This is a genomic window from Variovorax sp. GW822-FHT04E09 (assembly GCF_058800845.1).
Genome location: NZ_JBXAMR010000008.1, coordinates 205,471 through 220,371 on the forward strand (window position 1 = coordinate 205,471; position 14,901 = coordinate 220,371).

General features: G+C 70.2%; 15 protein-coding genes. 6 read left to right on the forward strand and 9 right to left on the reverse strand.

What is annotated here, in order from left to right:
* Positions 1–9 precede the first annotated feature (9 nt).
* Together AC1RL8_RS27135 and AC1RL8_RS27140 are read left to right on the forward strand one after the other, a co-directional pair.
* The gene (locus tag AC1RL8_RS27135; protein ID WP_492686589.1) at positions 10–798 is read left to right on the forward strand and encodes a class II aldolase/adducin family protein; all 789 of its coding nucleotides are present in this window, start codon (positions 10–12) and stop codon (positions 796–798) included.
* A gap of 13 nt (positions 799–811) precedes the next feature.
* A complete protein-coding gene (locus AC1RL8_RS27140) occupies positions 812–1,789 on the forward strand; it encodes a 2-dehydropantoate 2-reductase (RefSeq protein WP_070063517.1) in 978 nt (325 codons plus the stop codon).
* A gap of 15 nt (positions 1,790–1,804) precedes the next feature.
* Here the strand turns inward: AC1RL8_RS27140 and AC1RL8_RS27145 are convergent, their stop codons facing one another.
* The 3 genes from AC1RL8_RS27145 to AC1RL8_RS27155 form a co-directional block, all read right to left on the reverse strand.
* The gene (locus AC1RL8_RS27145) at positions 1,805–2,599 is read right to left on the reverse strand and encodes a hypothetical protein (protein ID WP_492686588.1); all 795 of its coding nucleotides are present in this window, start codon (positions 2,597–2,599) and stop codon (positions 1,805–1,807) included.
* A gap of 336 nt (positions 2,600–2,935) precedes the next feature.
* The gene (locus AC1RL8_RS27150; protein ID WP_492687233.1) at positions 2,936–3,649 is read right to left on the reverse strand and encodes a YebC/PmpR family DNA-binding transcriptional regulator; all 714 of its coding nucleotides are present in this window, start codon (positions 3,647–3,649) and stop codon (positions 2,936–2,938) included.
* Between the two features lie 96 nt (positions 3,650–3,745).
* Positions 3,746–4,702, reverse strand: a complete 957-nt coding sequence (locus AC1RL8_RS27155) for a DMT family transporter (protein WP_492687232.1) — start codon at positions 4,700–4,702, stop codon at positions 3,746–3,748.
* A 140-nt stretch (positions 4,703–4,842) separates the two neighbouring features.
* On the opposite strand from AC1RL8_RS27155, the gene AC1RL8_RS27160 reads away from it, so the two are divergent.
* The gene (locus AC1RL8_RS27160; protein WP_492687235.1) at positions 4,843–5,724 is read left to right on the forward strand and encodes a LysR family transcriptional regulator; all 882 of its coding nucleotides are present in this window, start codon (positions 4,843–4,845) and stop codon (positions 5,722–5,724) included.
* Here the strand turns inward: AC1RL8_RS27160 and AC1RL8_RS27165 are convergent.
* Together AC1RL8_RS27165 and alr are read right to left on the reverse strand one after the other, a co-directional pair.
* Positions 5,702–6,433 (reverse strand): hypothetical protein, encoded by a 732-nt coding sequence (locus AC1RL8_RS27165; protein ID WP_492687231.1) that lies wholly within the window; start codon positions 6,431–6,433, stop codon positions 5,702–5,704. The two genes, AC1RL8_RS27160 and AC1RL8_RS27165, sit on opposite strands and share 23 nt — an antisense overlap.
* A gap of 1 nt (position 6,434) precedes the next feature.
* Positions 6,435–7,532: an alanine racemase gene (alr, locus tag AC1RL8_RS27170; protein ID WP_070063521.1), complete on the reverse strand. Its 1,098-nt coding sequence runs from the start codon at positions 7,530–7,532 to the stop codon at positions 6,435–6,437.
* 171 nt (positions 7,533–7,703) lie between these two features.
* Between alr and lplT the strand changes: the two genes are divergently transcribed.
* From lplT to AC1RL8_RS27185, 3 genes are all read left to right on the forward strand, one after another.
* Positions 7,704–9,008 (forward strand): lysophospholipid transporter LplT, encoded by a 1,305-nt coding sequence (gene lplT, locus AC1RL8_RS27175; protein WP_062476894.1) that lies wholly within the window; start codon positions 7,704–7,706, stop codon positions 9,006–9,008.
* 61 nt (positions 9,009–9,069) lie between these two features.
* Positions 9,070–9,960, forward strand: a complete 891-nt coding sequence (locus AC1RL8_RS27180; RefSeq protein WP_062476897.1) for a DMT family transporter — start codon at positions 9,070–9,072, stop codon at positions 9,958–9,960.
* Between the two features lie 12 nt (positions 9,961–9,972).
* Positions 9,973–10,461, forward strand: a complete 489-nt coding sequence (locus AC1RL8_RS27185) for a glutathione peroxidase (RefSeq protein WP_139703432.1) — start codon at positions 9,973–9,975, stop codon at positions 10,459–10,461.
* A 2-nt stretch (positions 10,462–10,463) separates the two neighbouring features.
* On the opposite strand, the gene AC1RL8_RS27190 is transcribed toward AC1RL8_RS27185, so the two are convergent.
* The 4 genes from AC1RL8_RS27190 to AC1RL8_RS27205 all read right to left on the reverse strand — a co-directional run bounded on the left by AC1RL8_RS27190 (position 10,464) and on the right by AC1RL8_RS27205 (position 14,891).
* The gene (locus AC1RL8_RS27190; protein ID WP_159273478.1) at positions 10,464–10,898 is read right to left on the reverse strand and encodes a carboxypeptidase regulatory-like domain-containing protein; all 435 of its coding nucleotides are present in this window, start codon (positions 10,896–10,898) and stop codon (positions 10,464–10,466) included.
* A gap of 97 nt (positions 10,899–10,995) precedes the next feature.
* Positions 10,996–12,234 carry a glycolate oxidase subunit GlcF gene (glcF, locus tag AC1RL8_RS27195; RefSeq protein WP_159273477.1) on the reverse strand — a complete coding sequence of 413 codons (1,239 nt, stop codon included), beginning with the start codon at positions 12,232–12,234 and terminating at the stop codon, positions 10,996–10,998.
* A gap of 22 nt (positions 12,235–12,256) precedes the next feature.
* Positions 12,257–13,375, reverse strand: coding sequence for a glycolate oxidase subunit GlcE (glcE, locus tag AC1RL8_RS27200; RefSeq protein ID WP_492687234.1), 1,119 nt, complete (start codon positions 13,373–13,375; stop codon positions 12,257–12,259).
* Between the two features lie 13 nt (positions 13,376–13,388).
* Positions 13,389–14,891: an FAD-linked oxidase C-terminal domain-containing protein gene (locus tag AC1RL8_RS27205; RefSeq protein WP_492687230.1), complete on the reverse strand. Its 1,503-nt coding sequence runs from the start codon at positions 14,889–14,891 to the stop codon at positions 13,389–13,391.
* Positions 14,892–14,901: the final 10 nt, after the last annotated feature.

The window sequence follows — 14,901 nt, forward strand, 5'->3', positions numbered from 1 at the left end:
GGAACTGCCATGAACACACTCGCCACCGCGCCGTCGGCGCTGGTCCATCCCTCGATCCATCCCGACGAGCGCGCCGCGCGCGAGGAGCTCGCGGCCTGCTACCGCGTGTTCGCGATGCTGGGCTGGACCGAGATGATCTACAACCACATCACGGTGCGGCTGCCCGACAGCGTGACCGGTGGCGAGAAGCAGTTCCTCATCAACCCCTTCGGCCTGCACTACAGCGAGGTGACGGCCAGCAACCTGGTGAAGATCGACCTGCAGGGCAAGGTGCTCGACGGCTCGACCTACCCGGTGAACCCGGCCGGCTTCGTGGTGCATGCGGCCATCCACGACGGCCTGCACGGCGCGCACTGCGTGATGCACACGCACACCACGGCCGGCGTGGCCGTGGCCTGCCTGCAGGGCGGCCTGCAGCAGACCAATTTCTATACCGCCCAGCTGCACGGCATGGTGGCGTACCACGACTTCGAGGGCATCACGATCCATGCCGACGAAGGCCCGCGCCTGCTGAAAAGCATCGGCGATCGCAACGCGGTGATCCTGCGCAACCACGGCCTGCTGGCCTGGGGACAGACGCTGTCGCAGACCTTCGCGATCCTGTGGACGCTGCAGCGCGCCTGCGAGATCCAGATGGCAACCTTCTCGATGGGCGCCGCCATTCCGGTGAGCGAAGAGATCGCGCAGCGCTGCACGCGCGACGCGCTGCAGTTCAGCCCCGCGCACGGCGCCGGGCAGGACGTGTTCAATGCATTGGTGCGGCAAGTGGACCGCATCGACCCGAGCTACCGCAACTGAGGCGCCTGTTCCCATGAAGATTTGCATCTACGGCGCCGGCGCGATCGGCGGATGGATCGGCGTCGGCCTCGCACAGGCAGGCCAGCGCCTCAACGTGGTGGCGCGCGGCGCCACGCTCGACGCGCTGCAGAAGGACGGCCTCTCGCTGATGCGGGGTGACGTGCGCACGCGCGTGCCGGTGAACGCGGTGGCCGACCCCGAGGCACTGGGTGTTCAAGACCTGGTGGTGATCGCCGTGAAGGCACCCGCGCTGGCCGGCGTGGCCGAGCGCATCGGGCCGCTGATCGGACCCGACACGATCGTGCTGGTGGCGATGAACGGCGTGCCGTGGTGGTTCCTCGAAGGCGGCTTCGGCGGCGAGATCACGGGGCACCGCCTCGCGGCCGTCGACCCCGAAGGCGCCATTGCCAAGGCCATTCCGTCGCGCAACGTGATCGGCTGCGTGGTGCACGCCAGCTGCTCGCTCGACGGGCCGGGCGTGGTGCGGCACCACTTCGGCAACGGGCTGATCGTGGGTGAGCCTTCGGGCGAGGCCACGCCGCGCGTGCAGAAGCTGGTCGAGCTGCTCAAAAGCACGGGCATCGACACCACGCTGTCGCCGCAGATCCAGAAGGACGTGTGGTTCAAGCTGTGGGGCAACATGACGGTGAACCCGATCAGCGCGCTCACCGGAGCCACCACCGACCTGATCATGGGCGACGACTACGTGCGCGGCTTCATCTCGGCCGTGATGCTCGAGGCCAAGGAGATCGGCCGGCGCATCGGCATCGAGATCACGCAAAGCCCCGAAGACCGGCACGCGGTGACGATGAAGCTCGGCGCGTTCAAGACCTCGATGCTGCAGGACGTGGAGGCGGGCCGCTCGGTCGAGCTCGATGCGCTCGTCACGGTGGTGCGCGAGCTGGGCGAGCTGACGGGCGTGGCCACGCCGTTCACCGACGCGCTGCTGGGGTTGGCGCGGCTGCGCACGCGGCAGCTCGGGTTGTACTGAGCGGCCTGCCGCTGATTACCAGCGGTTTTCGGGCGCGGCGCCGATGGCTTCGACGCAACGGGCCACGATCTTCACGCGCTCCTCGCGCAGCCGCTGCCAGCCGTCGGCCTGCCACTGGGTCCAGGCCAGCGGCTCCGATTCGTAGCTGCAGCCGATCGGCGGGCGCATGAAGCCCGCGCGCCCCAGCGAGGCGCCGTACTTGAGCCGGAACAGTTCGTCCGAGCCCATCAGGTTTTCGTAGACGAGGTGCCACGACCCCGGGACCAGCGGCGAGTCGGCCTCCTTCTGCGTCTGGCGCGCGGCTTCGATCTCTTCGGGCGTCGAGCCGTCGGTCAGCGCGGTGGCGAGCGCGGTCTCGGTGCGGCGGCGGTAGATGTCGGTGGCGATCTTGCTCAGGGCCTCCTGCAGGTCGCTCATGGCCGGGTTGACGCTCACCGGGTCGTCGCGCAGCGCTTCGAGCGTGGTGCCGCCAAGGCCGTCCTTCGAGAAGCCCTGCACGGCCGCGCCGGTGCCGAGCACGGCGAACGCGACGTTCAACGCGACCTGGCCGGCCACGCGGCCCACCGTGTCTTCGCGCCGCACCACGCGCAGGTGATCGGCGCCGCTCTGCTGGGGCATGCGCAGGTAGCGGACGCGGGTTTGGGATGGGGGTGCGGCGGGGGTGGCTTCGGCGGGTGCCGAGGCTGCGGCCATGGGCGGTGCGGCGGCTTCGGTCTGGGCCTGCGCCGAGAAGCCGGCGATGGCCAGTGCCAGGCCGAGGGCATGCCGTGCGGTACGCGACGGCGTTCGTTTCTTCGTCGAATGGGTCATTGAACTGTTTTCCTCCGGCGCGGATTGTCTCCGGCGGGCGGCTCGGTTCTATCGACGATGTTCAGGGCGTGTGCACAGGCCACCGGGTACTTCCCTCCGCGAATGTCCTCCGGCCTGCGGCCTCCCCCTTGATTTCGCTGCGGGAAGCACCCAGTGTCCTGCGCACGGGACGCGGCGGTGGTGTGCGGCCGATCAACGACCGCTCCTCGCAACGCTCACGCCGATGCGGTGCCTTGCGCAGCGAAATTAAGGAGGAGGGGCGAAGCCCCGGGGGACATTCGCGGAGCAAGGTACCGCGTCGGCGGGAGCGTCGCCCCCGAACGTCAGGCGCTCAGTTCAACCCGCCAACCCGACGTACACGTTCTGCACGTCGTCGTTCGCGTCGATGGCCGCAAGAAACGCCTCGACCTCTTCGAGGTCGGCAGCGCTCAGGCTCACAGGATCAACGGGGTTCTTGGGCCGATAGCCCAGCTTGGCCGACAGCACGGTGAAGCCCTGGGCCGGCAGTGCGCGGCTCACCAGGTCGAGGTCGGCGGGCTCGGTCAGGAACAGGGTGGTGCCGTCTTCGGCGCCCGGCTCGAAGTCTTGCGCGCCGGCTTCGATGGCGGCCACTTCGGCGTCGGCGTCCTTGCTGGCGGGCTCGGCTTCGATCATGCCGAGGTGGTCGAAGTCCCACGAGACCGAGCCGGAGGTGCCGAGCTGGCCCTTGCGGAACAGCACGCGCATTTCAGGCGCGGTGCGGTTCACGTTGTCGGTCAGACACTCGACCATCACGGCCACGCGGTGCGGGGCGAAGCCCTCGTACATGACGTGGTCGAAGTGCACCGCCTCGCCCGTGAGGCCGGCGCCCTTCTTGATGGCGCGGTCGAGCGTGTCCTTCGGCATCGAGACCTTGCGGGCCTGCTCGACGACCAGCCGCAGCCGCGCGTTCGAGGCCGGATCGGCGCCGTTGCGCGCGGCGATCATGATTTCCTTGGCCAGCTTGCCGAACAGCCGGCCCTTGGCATTCGCGGCCACGTCCTTGTGCTTGGCTTTCCATTGCGCGCCCATGTCTGCATTCCTTGGTGTTGTGGGGGGCGGCGAAACGCCGCAGCCCCCGAGGATGCCACGAGCCGGGGGCCGCGCCCAGCCGGCCCCCTTCCGCCGTCAGGGGCGCCCCGTCTGCCCGCCTTCCTCCGGCGCCAGGCTCACCCACAGGGCGGCGCCCACGATCAGCAGGCCGCCGGCCCAACCCCAGGCGCCGATGCGCTCACCCAGCCCGAGCGCCGCGATGGCCGCACCGAACACCGGCTCGCTGCCCATGAGCAGCGACACCCGGCTCGGGCTGCTGCGCGAGGCCGCGTGGTTCTGCGCGAAAAAGGCGAACACGGTGCACAGCAGCACGAGATACGCCATGCCCCACCAGAAGCCGGCCGTGGCGGGCGGCAGGTGCCAAGTGCCGCCGCCGGACACGGCCAACAGCGACAGCGCCGCCGCGCCCAGCGCCATCACGCCCGACTGCACGGCCGTCAGCGTGAGCGCCGGCAGGGTGTGGCGGCCGGCCAGGCGGCGCGTGAGGCACACCATGACGGCGCGCAGGAAGGCGGCGGCGAGCATGAGGGCGTCGCCCCACCCCATCGACAGGTCGGCGAGCGAGGGCGCCGACAGCAGGGCCGCGCCCACGGCCGAGAGCCCGGCCGCCCAGAACACGCGCCGCGCGGGCCGCCGGCCCAGCAGCCACCATTCGACGAAGGGCGTGATCGCCACGCACAGGCTGATGAGGAAGGCGGCGTTGCTCGCCAGGGTCAGCGAGACGCCGAAGGTCTCGCACAGGAAGATGGCGAGCAGGTTGGCGCCCAGCAGGCCGCCCACGGCGAGCCCCTGGCGCCACTGCGGGTCACGCCACAGCGGCCGCAGCGCGGGCAGCAGCACGAGAAAGGTGAGGCCGAAGCGCAGCGCGACGAACTCGAGCACGGGCAGCTGCTGCGTCGCCTGCTTGGCCACCGCGTAGCTGCCGCCCCAGACCGCTGCCACGAGCAGCAGCATGAGCTCGGCCGGGCCGAAGCCGGCCGTCCACGACCCGCGCCCCGTCGGGACCGCACCTTGCAACGCCTTTGAATCCATACTGTCTGCCCGCGGCCCGGGGCGCTTGAAAGAAAAGAGAAGGCGCATTGTTCCGGGCGGCACCAGGGCCGCACAGCCGTCGGCCGGAACAGGACTCTTGCGTGGTCGGAACGAATTCATTTCTCAAGGTGCTGCCCGAGATGGTCACCTTCGTGCGGGTCGCCGAACTGGGCAGCTTCTCGGCCGCGGCCGACCTGCTGGGCATCACGCCCTCGGCCGCGAGCCGGCAGGTGAAGCGGCTCGAACAGGAGATCGGCGTGCAGCTGCTGCAGCGCACCACGCGCCAGCTGCGGCTCACGGAGCCAGGCGCCGAAGCCTTTGCGCGCTGCAGCGAACTGGTGGCGGCGGCGCAGGGCGCGATGGACATCGGCGCGCAGTTCGCGCGCACGCCCACCGGCCGGGTGCGCCTGAGCGCGCCGAAGGCCTTTGCGCGGCGCGTGCTGCACCCGCACCTGCTCGACTTCCTGCGCGCCTATCCGGAAGTGGACGTGCAGCTGGTCGTGGCCGACCGCGACATCGACCCGATCCGCGAAGGCGTCGACCTCGTGGTGCGGCTGACCACGACGCCGCCCGAGGGGCTGGTGGCGCGGCGGCTGATGGCGGTCGAGCACATCCTGTGCGCCACGCCGGCCTACCTGGCACGCCACGGCGCCATCGCGCACCCGCACGACCTGCGCGCGCACAGCTGCCTGTCGCTGGGCGAGCACGAGCGCGACAACCACTGGCGCTTTCGAAAAGACGGTGAAGACGAGGTCGAGGTGGTGGTGGACGGCCGCTATGTCTGCAACCACAGCGAGATGCGGCTCGACGGCGCGCTCGCGGACCTGGGCGTGGCCTGCGTGCCGGCCTTCACGGCGCGCGAGGCGCTGGACGACGCCCGCGTGGTGCGCGTGCTGCCCGACTGGGCGCTGCAGGGCAGCTACCAGGGGCACGCGTGGCTGATGTACCCGCCCAGCCGCTACCTTCCGCCCAAGTGCCGGGTGCTGGTCGAGCACCTGCTCAGCGCGGTGCCTTCCCCGTGAGCACGCGCACGGCTTCGGGCAGCGAGTGGACCTGCGGCATGAAGTGATCGATGAGCGCCCCCAACGCCACCGCGCAGATCACCGCGCCCAGCAGCGGCCTCCAGGTGAGCCGCACCGCCGCCATGAGCCAGCCTTCGCGCGCCACGCGCACAGCGGCGCGGGCCGACACGTAGGAGAAGGCGACCTCGATCGCCACGGCCAGCAGCGCGTCCCAGCTGAAGTACAGCAGCACCAGCGAGCCCGCGCCGAGCACGACGGCCACGCACAGCAGAAAGATGGCGAGCACCGGCACGACGATGATCGCGCCTTCGTCGGCGCCGCCCGCGGCGTCGAGCGCGCCGCTGGCCACGTCGGAAAGCGCGCTGCCACCGTCGGCGGCGTCGGGCGCGCACCCCGGATCGCCTTCCGTGGTGCCGCCCAGGTCTTCGGGCGGCTCGATCTCGGTGCGCCGCTCCACCAGCCGCTGCGCCCACCAGCGCAGCACGCACAGGTACCCGACGTAGCCCACGCCGAGCGTGACGAGGTAGCGCACGGCCAGCGACTCGACGTGCAGCAGGTGCATCTGCAGCGCCGAGACGCCCCACATCACTAGCAAGGTGAAGGTGCCGATCAGCAGACCATGCGTGCGCAGGCTGTGGTCGCGGTGCAGGTCGCGTTCGACCTGGGTTTCCCACAGGCGCACGGAGCGCCAGTTGGAAAGAACCTTCACGTCATTCGTCGGCGGGTGCGAAAGGCACCCGCGGCGCGACCGCGCACATGAGTTCGTAGCCGACGGTGCCGGCGGCCTGGGCCACCTCGTCGATCGGCAGCACCGCGCCGGTCAGGGCCGAACGGCCCCACAGCGTGACCTCGGCGCCGAAGGCGGCATCGGGCACGGGCGTGAGGTCGACGGTGATCATGTCCATGCTCACGCGGCCCACCATGCGGGTGCGCACGCCGTTCACCAGCACCGGGGTGCCGGTGTCGCAGTGGCGCGGGTAGCCGTCGGCATAGCCGACCGCCGCGATGCCGATGGTGAGCGGGCCCTCGGCCGCGAAGCGCGAGCCGTAGCCGATGGTGTCGCCGGCCTTCAGCGTCTGCACCGAGATGAGCCGGGTCGACAGCGTCATGGTCGGCTGCAGCTGCCAGTGCGCCGCGTCGTGTTCGGGGAAGTCGGGGGCGCTGCCGTACAGCACGATGCCGGGGCGCACCCAGTCGCCGCGCGTGCGCGGCGCGTGGCGCAGCGTGGCGGCGCTGTTGGCGATGGAGCGCTCGCCCGGCAGGTCGCGCGTGGCGCGCTCGAACACCTCCAGCTGGTGCTCGATGCCGCGCGGGCCGTCGGCGTCGCTGAAGTGCGTCATGAGCGAGATCTCGTCGACCTGCGGGAGCGCGTTCAGGCGCGTCCAGGCCGAGCCGAAGCGCTCGGGCGAGAAGCCCAGGCGGTTCATGCCGGAGTTCATCTTCAGGAACACGCGCTGCGGCTTCAGGGTCTTGTGGGCCGCGAGCATGTCGATCTGCTCGTCGCAGTGCACCGAATGCCACAGGTCCAGCCGCGAGCACAGCTCCAGGTCGCGCGCGTCGAACACGCCTTCGAGCAGCAGCACCGGGCCGCGCCAGCCGAGCGCGCGCACGCGCTCGGCCTCGGCCAGGTCGAGCAGCGCAAAGCCGTCGGCGCCGCGCAGGCCTTCGAAGACACGCTCGATGCCGTGCCCGTAGGCGTTGGCCTTGACCACGGCCCAGACACGGGCGTCGACGGCCGAGCGGCGGGCGCGGTCGAGGTTGTGGCGCAGGGCGGCGGTGTGGACGGTGGCGAGAATGGGGCGCGGCATGGCGGGTGTTGGGGTGGTTTCAGACCACGTTTTAGCATCTTCGGGAATGGGGTCGAATCCCGTGGGGATGCCTGAATTCGCGTCGTACCCCCATGCTATAACCGCCCATTCGCGCCTGACGCGACACTTTTTCACTACCGCCAGCAGACCCTCTGGCCAGCCAGCCCATCGATGAAGCGCGGTTTTTACACGATCATGTCGGCCCAGTTCTTTTCGTCGCTGGCCGACCAAGCGCTTTTCGTCGTTGCCGTCGATCTCATGCGAAGTTCGGGCGCCCCCGAATGGCAGCGGGCCGCCCTGGTGCCGATCTTCGCGGTCTTCTATGTGGTGCTGGCCCCGCTGGTGGGCGCCTTTGCCGACGCCTTGCCCAAGGGCAAGGTGATGTTCATCAGCAACGCGATCAAGGTCGTGGGCTGCCTGATGATGCTGTTCGGCTCGCACCCGCTGCTGTCGTATTCCATCGTGGGCCTGGGCGCGGCGGCCTACTCGCCGGCCAAGTACGGCATCCTCACCGAGCTGCTGCCGTCGTCGCAGCTGGTCAAGGCCAACGGCTGGATCGAAGGGCTGACCATCGCCTCGATCCTGCTGGGCATCGTGCTCGGCGGCATGCTGGTGGGCCATGCGGTGTCCAGCCAGCTGCTGCTGATCGACCTGCCGTTCATCGACACCGGCATCGACTCGCCGGCCGAAGCCGCCATTGCGGTGCTGATCTTCGTCTACGTGCTCGCGGCCTGGTTCAACACCCGCATCCCGCACACCGGCGTCGAGATGCGCCCGCTGCGCTCCAACCCCGAGCAGAGCATGGTGCGCAACCTGGCCGGCCTGCTGCCCGACTTCTGGCATTGCAACGCCCGCCTGTGGCGCGACCGGCTGGGCCAGATCTCGCTGGCGACCACCACGCTGTTCTGGGGCGCGGGCGGCAACCTCAAGTACATCGTGCTGGCCTGGGCCGCCGTGGCGCTCGAATACAACACCACCCAGGCCTCGGCGCTGACCGGCGTGGTCACCATCGGCACCGCGGTGGGCGCCATCGTGGCCTCGATGTACATGCGGCTGGACATGGCCACGCGCGTGATCCCCATGGGCATCGCGATGGGCCTGATGGTGATCTGCATGAACTTCATCGGCAACGTCTGGCTGGCGGTGCCGTTCCTGATCATCCTGGGCGGCCTGGGCGGCTTCCTGGTGGTGCCGATGAACGCCCTGCTGCAGCACCGCGGCCACAACCTGATGGGCGCGGGCCGCTCCATCGCCGTGCAGAACTTCAACGAGCAGGCCTGCATCCTTCTGCTGGGCGGCTTCTACAGCGTGTGCACGGGCCTGGGCCTGTCGGCCTACGGTGCCATCAGCGCCTTCGGCCTCGTGGTGGCCGGCTGCATGTGGATCATCAAGCGCTGGCACGAGAACAACCTCAAGAAGTATCCTGAGGAAGTCGAGCACCTGCTTGCCATCGCCCGCAGCGACAAGCACCACTGATTTCGCGCGACCGCGTTGGTGCAATGGCCGGCGCGCCGAGCGCCCCCACTCCAACGCCCCCATGCCCGCCCTCGCCCTGATGTTCAACGCCTTCGTGTGGGGCGTGTCCTGGATTCCCTTCCGCCAGATCGCCAGCCACGGCCTGCATCCGCTGTGGACCACCTGCCTGATCTACCTCGTCATCGCCACGGCGATGGGCCTGGTGCGCCGGCACGCCTGGAAGGCCTTCGCCGCGTTTCCGATGCTGGTGGCACTGGGCCTGGCCGCGGGCTTCACCAACGTGGGTTTCAACTGGGCCGTCACGCAGGGCGACGTGGTGCGCGTGGTGCTGCTGTTCTACCTGATGCCGCTGTGGAGCGTGCTGCTGGCCTGGCTGCTGCTGGGCGAGCGGCCCACGGGCGGCGCGCTGATGCGCGTGGCGCTGGCGCTCACCGGCGTGGTGGTGGTGCTGAAGGCGCCGGGCACCGACTGGCCGGTGCCCTCGAGCCTGCCCGACTGGCTGGGCGTGGCGGCGGGCTTCGGCTTTGCCGTGACCAACATCGTGCTGCGCCACCTGCGCCATGCGCCGGGCGAGTCGCGCGCGCTGGCCATGTTCTGGGGCTGCACCGTGGTGGCGGGCGTCGGCGCGGTGAGCGGCACCGCGTTCGGCGGCATCGATTCGCCGCTGCTCGCCTCGCCCGGCTGGCTGGGCTGGGCCGCGCTGCTGGGCACGGGCTTCATCGTCGCCAACGTGTGCCTGCAGTACGGCGCCCCGAAGCTCGCGGCCAGCGCGACCTCGGTGATCATGCTGTCGGAGGTGCTGTTCGCCAGCGTCTCGTCGGTGGCGCTGGGCGCGTCCACCATGAACTCGCGCATCCTCGTCGGCGGCGCGCTGATCGTGCTGGGTGCGGTGTGGTCGGCGTTTGCGCGAACCCCGCCCGCGCGCGATGATGGCGTTTCCGCGTCCACCTGAGGAGCTCTCTCCATGACCAGCGTCTACGACTTCCAGGCCACCCGCATCGACGGCAAGCCGGTGAAGCTCTCGACCTTCCGCGGCAAGGTGCTGCTGATCGTCAACACGGCGAGCAATTGCGGCTTCACGCCGCAGTTCGAAGGCCTGGAAGCGCTGCACGAAAAGTACGCCGACCAGGGCCTCGCGGTGCTGGGCTTTCCCTCCAACCAGTTCGGCGGGCAGGACCCGGGCACCAACGAGGAAATCGGCGCCTTCTGCATGACCAACTACGGCGTGAGCTTCCCGATGATGGAGAAGATCGACGTCAACGGCAGCAACGCACTGCCGCTGTACCAGTGGCTCACCAAGGAAAAGCCCGGCCTGCTGGGCAGCACGGCCATCAAGTGGAACTTCACCAAGTTCCTGGTCGGGCGCGACGGCGCGGTGCTCAAGCGCTATGCGCCGCTGGACACGCCGGCCTCGCTCACGCGCGACATCGAGGCGGCGCTGGCCGCCGGCTGAATTCAGAAGCGGAAATCGGCGCTCTTCGGCGCGCCGCCGACCGTCACGGTCTGGCTCTTGGTTTCACCTGTCGAGGTGCTCACGTCGATCACGTAGCGCCCCGCCGGCAGGTCGATGAGGCACACCGGGCCGGTGGCGGTGAAGGCCATGGCAGCGGACGAGTTCGCGTCGCCGCCCTTGATCGCGACGTTCAGGTTGGCCAGGTAGGCGCCGTCGGCGCGCGCGAACAGCAGCGACAGCGGGTGGTTCTTCATGGCGGCGCGCATGGCGTTCGACTCGTCGGAGCCGATGCCCCCGCACACATAGCGCGTGGTGCCGATGCCCTGCCAGGGCGGCAGGGCCGAGGGCGGCTGCTGCGCCTGCGCGGCGACGGTGCCTGCGATGCAGGCGGCAGCGAGCAACGCACGGCGCAGCGGAAAAGCAGAAGCGAAAGACATGGCACGAACTCCTTGCAGCGTCTTCGGTCCGCCATGATGCGCCCCGACGCGCGGTGCGCACGTCGGACGGCAACGTACCCTGCCGTGCGCGCGCGCCCTACCCTGCCGGCGGCTGCAGCGCCGCGTCGAGCAGCTCGACCCAGTGGCGCACGGGCGTGTCGCCGCTGCCGCTTTGCAGGTGCGTGATGCAGCCGATGTTGGCCGAGGCGATGGTCGTGGGCTGCAGCTGCTTCAGGTGGCCGAGCTTGCGGTCGCGCAGCGGGTAGGCCAGCTCGGGCTGCAGCACCGAATACGTGCCGGCCGAGCCGCAGCACAGGTGCGATTCGTTCATGGCCACGCGCACGTCGAAGCCGAGCGCGCGCAGGTGCGTCTCGACACCGCCGCGCAGCTTCTGGCCGTGCTGCAGCGTGCAGGGCGGGTGGTAGGCGACCACGCCCTCGGGCGCGCGCACGCGGCCCTGCAGCGCGGGCACGAGCTCGGGCAGCAGCTCGCTCAGGTCGCGCGTGAGGGCGCTGATGCGCGCGGCCTTGGCGGCATAGGCCGCGTCGTGCTGCAGCAGGTGGCCGTACTCGCGCACGGTGACACCGCAGCCCGAGGCGTTCATCACGATCGCTTCGACCTCGTTGCCTTCGACGAAGGGCCACCACGCATCGATGTTGGCGCGCATCTGCGCCTTGCCGCCGTCCTGGTCGTTGAGGTGGAACTTCACGGCGCCGCAGCAGCCCGCCTTGGGCGCCATCACGGCCTGGATGCCGGCCGCGTCGAGCACGCGCGCGGTGGCGCTGTTGATGTTGGGCGCCATCGACGGCTGCACGCAGCCCGCGAGCATCAGCACCTTGCGCGCATGCGTGGCGGTGGGCCAGCGGCCGGCGTCCTGCTTCGCGGGCACCTTGGCCTTCAGCCCTTCGGGCAGCAGGCCGCGCACCGACTGGCCCAGCGCCATCGCGGGGCCGAACAGCGGCGACGGCAGCGCTTCCTTGAGCAACCAGCGCGTGGCCGACTCCATGGCGGGGCGCGGCACTTTCTCGTCGACGATCTTGCGGCCGATGTCGACCAGGTTCCCGTACTGCACGCCGCTCGGGCAGGTGCTCTCGCAGTTGCGGCAGGTGAGGCAGCGGTCGAGGTGCAGCTGCGTGCTGCGCGTGGGCGCGTGGCCTTCGAGCACCTGCTTGATGAGGTAGATGCGCCCGCGCGGCCCGTCGAGCTCGTCGCCGAGCAACTGGTAGGTCGGGCAGGTGGCGGTGCAGAAGCCGCAGTGCACGCACTTGCGCAGGATGGCTTCGGCTTCGCGGCCCGCGTCGGTGTCGCGGAATTCGGGGGCTAGTTCGGTTTGCATCGCGGGGTGGGTGTTTCTTTTTTTATTGATCGCCTGCGAAGAGCCGGCCGCGGTCGAAGACCCCGTTCGGATCGAACTCCTGCATCAGCGCGCGATGGATGCGCGCCACCGGCGCACTCAGCGCGTCGAAGCGCCGCACGTCGCAGTCGGCCGCTTGCGCCGCGGGTACACGGAACAGCGTGGCATGGCCACCCGCTGCGTGCGCGGCCTCGCGCAGGCGTGCGGCCTGCGCGGGCGGCGCGAGGTACCAGCGCTGCCCGCCGTGCCATTCGACCAGCGGCGCGGCGCAGCCCTCAATGGCGATCACCGGCGCGGTCTGCGGCACCGACAGGCGCCACAGCGCCAGCGACCCGGCTTCGTCGAGTGCGAACCACGGCATGCGCTGGTCGCGCAGCGCGGCCCAGCCGGCGGCCGCGCGCACCGGGTCCTGGCGTTCGCCGCCGAGCTGCGCGCAGGCGGCTTCGACGGCCGCCACGGCGCCGCGCAGCCGCAGGCGCAGCACGCCCGCGCCGGGCGCGTGTTCGAACCAGCTGCTCGCGTTCAGCGGCAGCGGGCGCCCGCCCCACTCGTTGAGCAGGCGCAGTGCATCGGCCTGGCTGCAGGCGAAGGCGAGCGTGGCCTCGGCGGGCGCCACGGGCAGCACCTTGAGGCTCACTTCGGCGATCACGCCCAGCGTGCCGAGCGAACCCGCCAGCACGCGCGAGACGTCGTAGCCGGCGACGTTCTTCATCACCTGGCCGCCGAAGCTCAGCACCTCGGCGCGGCCATTGATGAGCGTGGCGCCGAGCACGTAGTCGCGCACCGCACCCACGCTGGCGCGCGACGGTCCGCTGAGGCCGGCAGCGACCATGCCGCCGACGGTTCCGCCGGCATCGAAGCACGGCGGCTCGAACGGCAGGCACTGGCCTTGTTCAGCGAGCGCGGCTTCGAGTTCGGCCAGCGGCGTGCCGGCGCGCACGGTGACGACCAGCTCACTCGGCTCGTAGCTCGTGATGCCGCTGAGCGCGCGCAGGTCGAGCAGCTCGCCACGCGGCGGCTGGCCGTAGAAATCCTTCGTGCCGCCGCCGCGCAGGCGCAGCGGTGTGGCATCGGCCGCGGCGGCGCGCACGCGCTCGACGACCTGCTGGAGGGCGGTGTCCATGTTCATGAAGCTCTCAGAATCTCGGCAGGTCGGGATGCGCCAGCCGGCCGCCGCGCACCACTTCCTTGCCGTACTCGGCGCAGCGCTGCAGCGTGGGAATCACCTTGCCGGGGTTGAGCAGCCCGGCGGGGTCGAAGGCGCGCTTGATGCCGAACATCTGCTCGTTCTCGGCCGCGGTGAACTGCACGCACATGCTGTTGAGTTTTTCCACGCCCACGCCGTGCTCGCCCGAGACGGTGCCGCCCATGGCGACGCTGGTCTCGAGGATGTCGGCGCCGAACAGCTCGCAGCGGTGCAGCTCGTCGGGGTCGTTGGCGTCGAACAGCACCAGCGGATGCAGGTTGCCGTCGCCCGCGTGGAACACGTTGCAGCAGCGCAGGTTGTATTTCTTCTCCATCTCCTGGATCGCCAGCAGGATGTCGGCGAGCCGCTTGCGCGGGATGGTGGAGTCGAGGCACATGTAGTCGGGGCTGATGCGGCCCGACGCCGGGAAGGCGTTCTTGCGGCCGCTCCAGAACTTCATGCGCTCGTCTTCGCTGGTGCTCACGGCGATGGCGGTGGCGCCGCAGCCACGCAGCACCTCGGTCATGCGGCCGATTTCTTCCTCGACCTCTTCGGGCGTGCCGTCCGACTCGCACAGCAGGATGGCGGCGGCGTCGAGGTCGTAGCCCGCGTGCACGAAGTCTTCGACGGCGGCGGTCATGGGCTTGTCCATCATCTCCAGGCCGGCCGGAATGATGCCCGCGGCAATCACCGCCGCGACCGCGTCGCCGGCTTTGCGCACGTCGTCGAAGCTGGCCATGATGCAGCGCGCCAGCTGCGGCTTGGGCACCAGCTTCACCGTGACCTCGGTGGTCACGGCCAGCATGCCTTCGCTGCCGATGGCCAGCGCGAGCAGGTCGAGCCCCGGCGCGTCGAGCGCCTCGCCGCCGAACACGATGGGTTCGCCCTCGGCCGTGAAGCCGCGCACGCGCAGCACGTTGTGCAGCGTGAGGCCGTACTTCAGGCAGTGCACGCCGCCCGAGTTCTCGGCCACGTTGCCGCCGATGGTGCAGGCGATCTGGCTCGACGGGTCGGGCGCGTAGTAGAGGTTGAAGGGCGCGGCGGCCTCGCTGATGGCGAGGTTGCGCACGCCGCACTGCACGACGGCCGTGCGGCTCACGGGGTCGACCTTCAGGATGCGGTTGAACTTGGCGAGCGACAGCGTCACGCCCAGCGCGTGCGGCATGGCGCCGCCCGAGAGCCCCGTGCCGGCGCCGCGCGCCACCACGGGCACGGCCAGCGCATGGCAGGCGCGCAGCACGGCGGCCACCTGCGCCTCGGTCTCGGGCAGGGCCACCACCAGCGGGCGCTGGCGGTAGGCCGTGAGGCCGTCGCACTCGTAGGGCGTGGTGTCTTCGGCGTGCCAGATGAGCGCATGCGCGGGCAGGTGCGCCTGCAGCGCCCGCACCACCTGCGCCTGGCGCTCCGCCTTCGACAGCTGCGTGTGCTGATCGGGTGTGACGGGAGCATTCATGGCGGGAACA

Coding starts and splice junctions, on each gene's coding strand:
- AC1RL8_RS27135 (WP_492686589.1), top strand. CDS start 10: ATGAACACACTCGCCACCGCGCCGTCGGCGCTGGTCCATCCCTCGATC.
- AC1RL8_RS27140 (WP_070063517.1), top strand. CDS start 812: ATGAAGATTTGCATCTACGGCGCCGGCGCGATCGGCGGATGGATCGGC.
- AC1RL8_RS27145 (WP_492686588.1), bottom strand. CDS start 2,599: ATGACCCATTCGACGAAGAAACGAACGCCGTCGCGTACCGCACGGCAT.
- AC1RL8_RS27150 (WP_492687233.1), bottom strand. CDS start 3,649: ATGGGCGCGCAATGGAAAGCCAAGCACAAGGACGTGGCCGCGAATGCC.
- AC1RL8_RS27155 (WP_492687232.1), bottom strand. CDS start 4,702: ATGGATTCAAAGGCGTTGCAAGGTGCGGTCCCGACGGGGCGCGGGTCG.
- AC1RL8_RS27160 (WP_492687235.1), top strand. CDS start 4,843: ATGGTCACCTTCGTGCGGGTCGCCGAACTGGGCAGCTTCTCGGCCGCG.
- alr (WP_070063521.1), bottom strand. CDS start 7,532: ATGCCGCGCCCCATTCTCGCCACCGTCCACACCGCCGCCCTGCGCCAC.
- lplT (WP_062476894.1), top strand. CDS start 7,704: ATGAAGCGCGGTTTTTACACGATCATGTCGGCCCAGTTCTTTTCGTCG.
- AC1RL8_RS27180 (WP_062476897.1), top strand. CDS start 9,070: ATGCCCGCCCTCGCCCTGATGTTCAACGCCTTCGTGTGGGGCGTGTCC.
- AC1RL8_RS27185 (WP_139703432.1), top strand. CDS start 9,973: ATGACCAGCGTCTACGACTTCCAGGCCACCCGCATCGACGGCAAGCCG.
- AC1RL8_RS27190 (WP_159273478.1), bottom strand. CDS start 10,898: ATGTCTTTCGCTTCTGCTTTTCCGCTGCGCCGTGCGTTGCTCGCTGCC.
- glcF (WP_159273477.1), bottom strand. CDS start 12,234: ATGCAAACCGAACTAGCCCCCGAATTCCGCGACACCGACGCGGGCCGC.
- glcE (WP_492687234.1), bottom strand. CDS start 13,375: ATGGACACCGCCCTCCAGCAGGTCGTCGAGCGCGTGCGCGCCGCCGCG.
- AC1RL8_RS27205 (WP_492687230.1), bottom strand. CDS start 14,891: ATGAATGCTCCCGTCACACCCGATCAGCACACGCAGCTGTCGAAGGCG.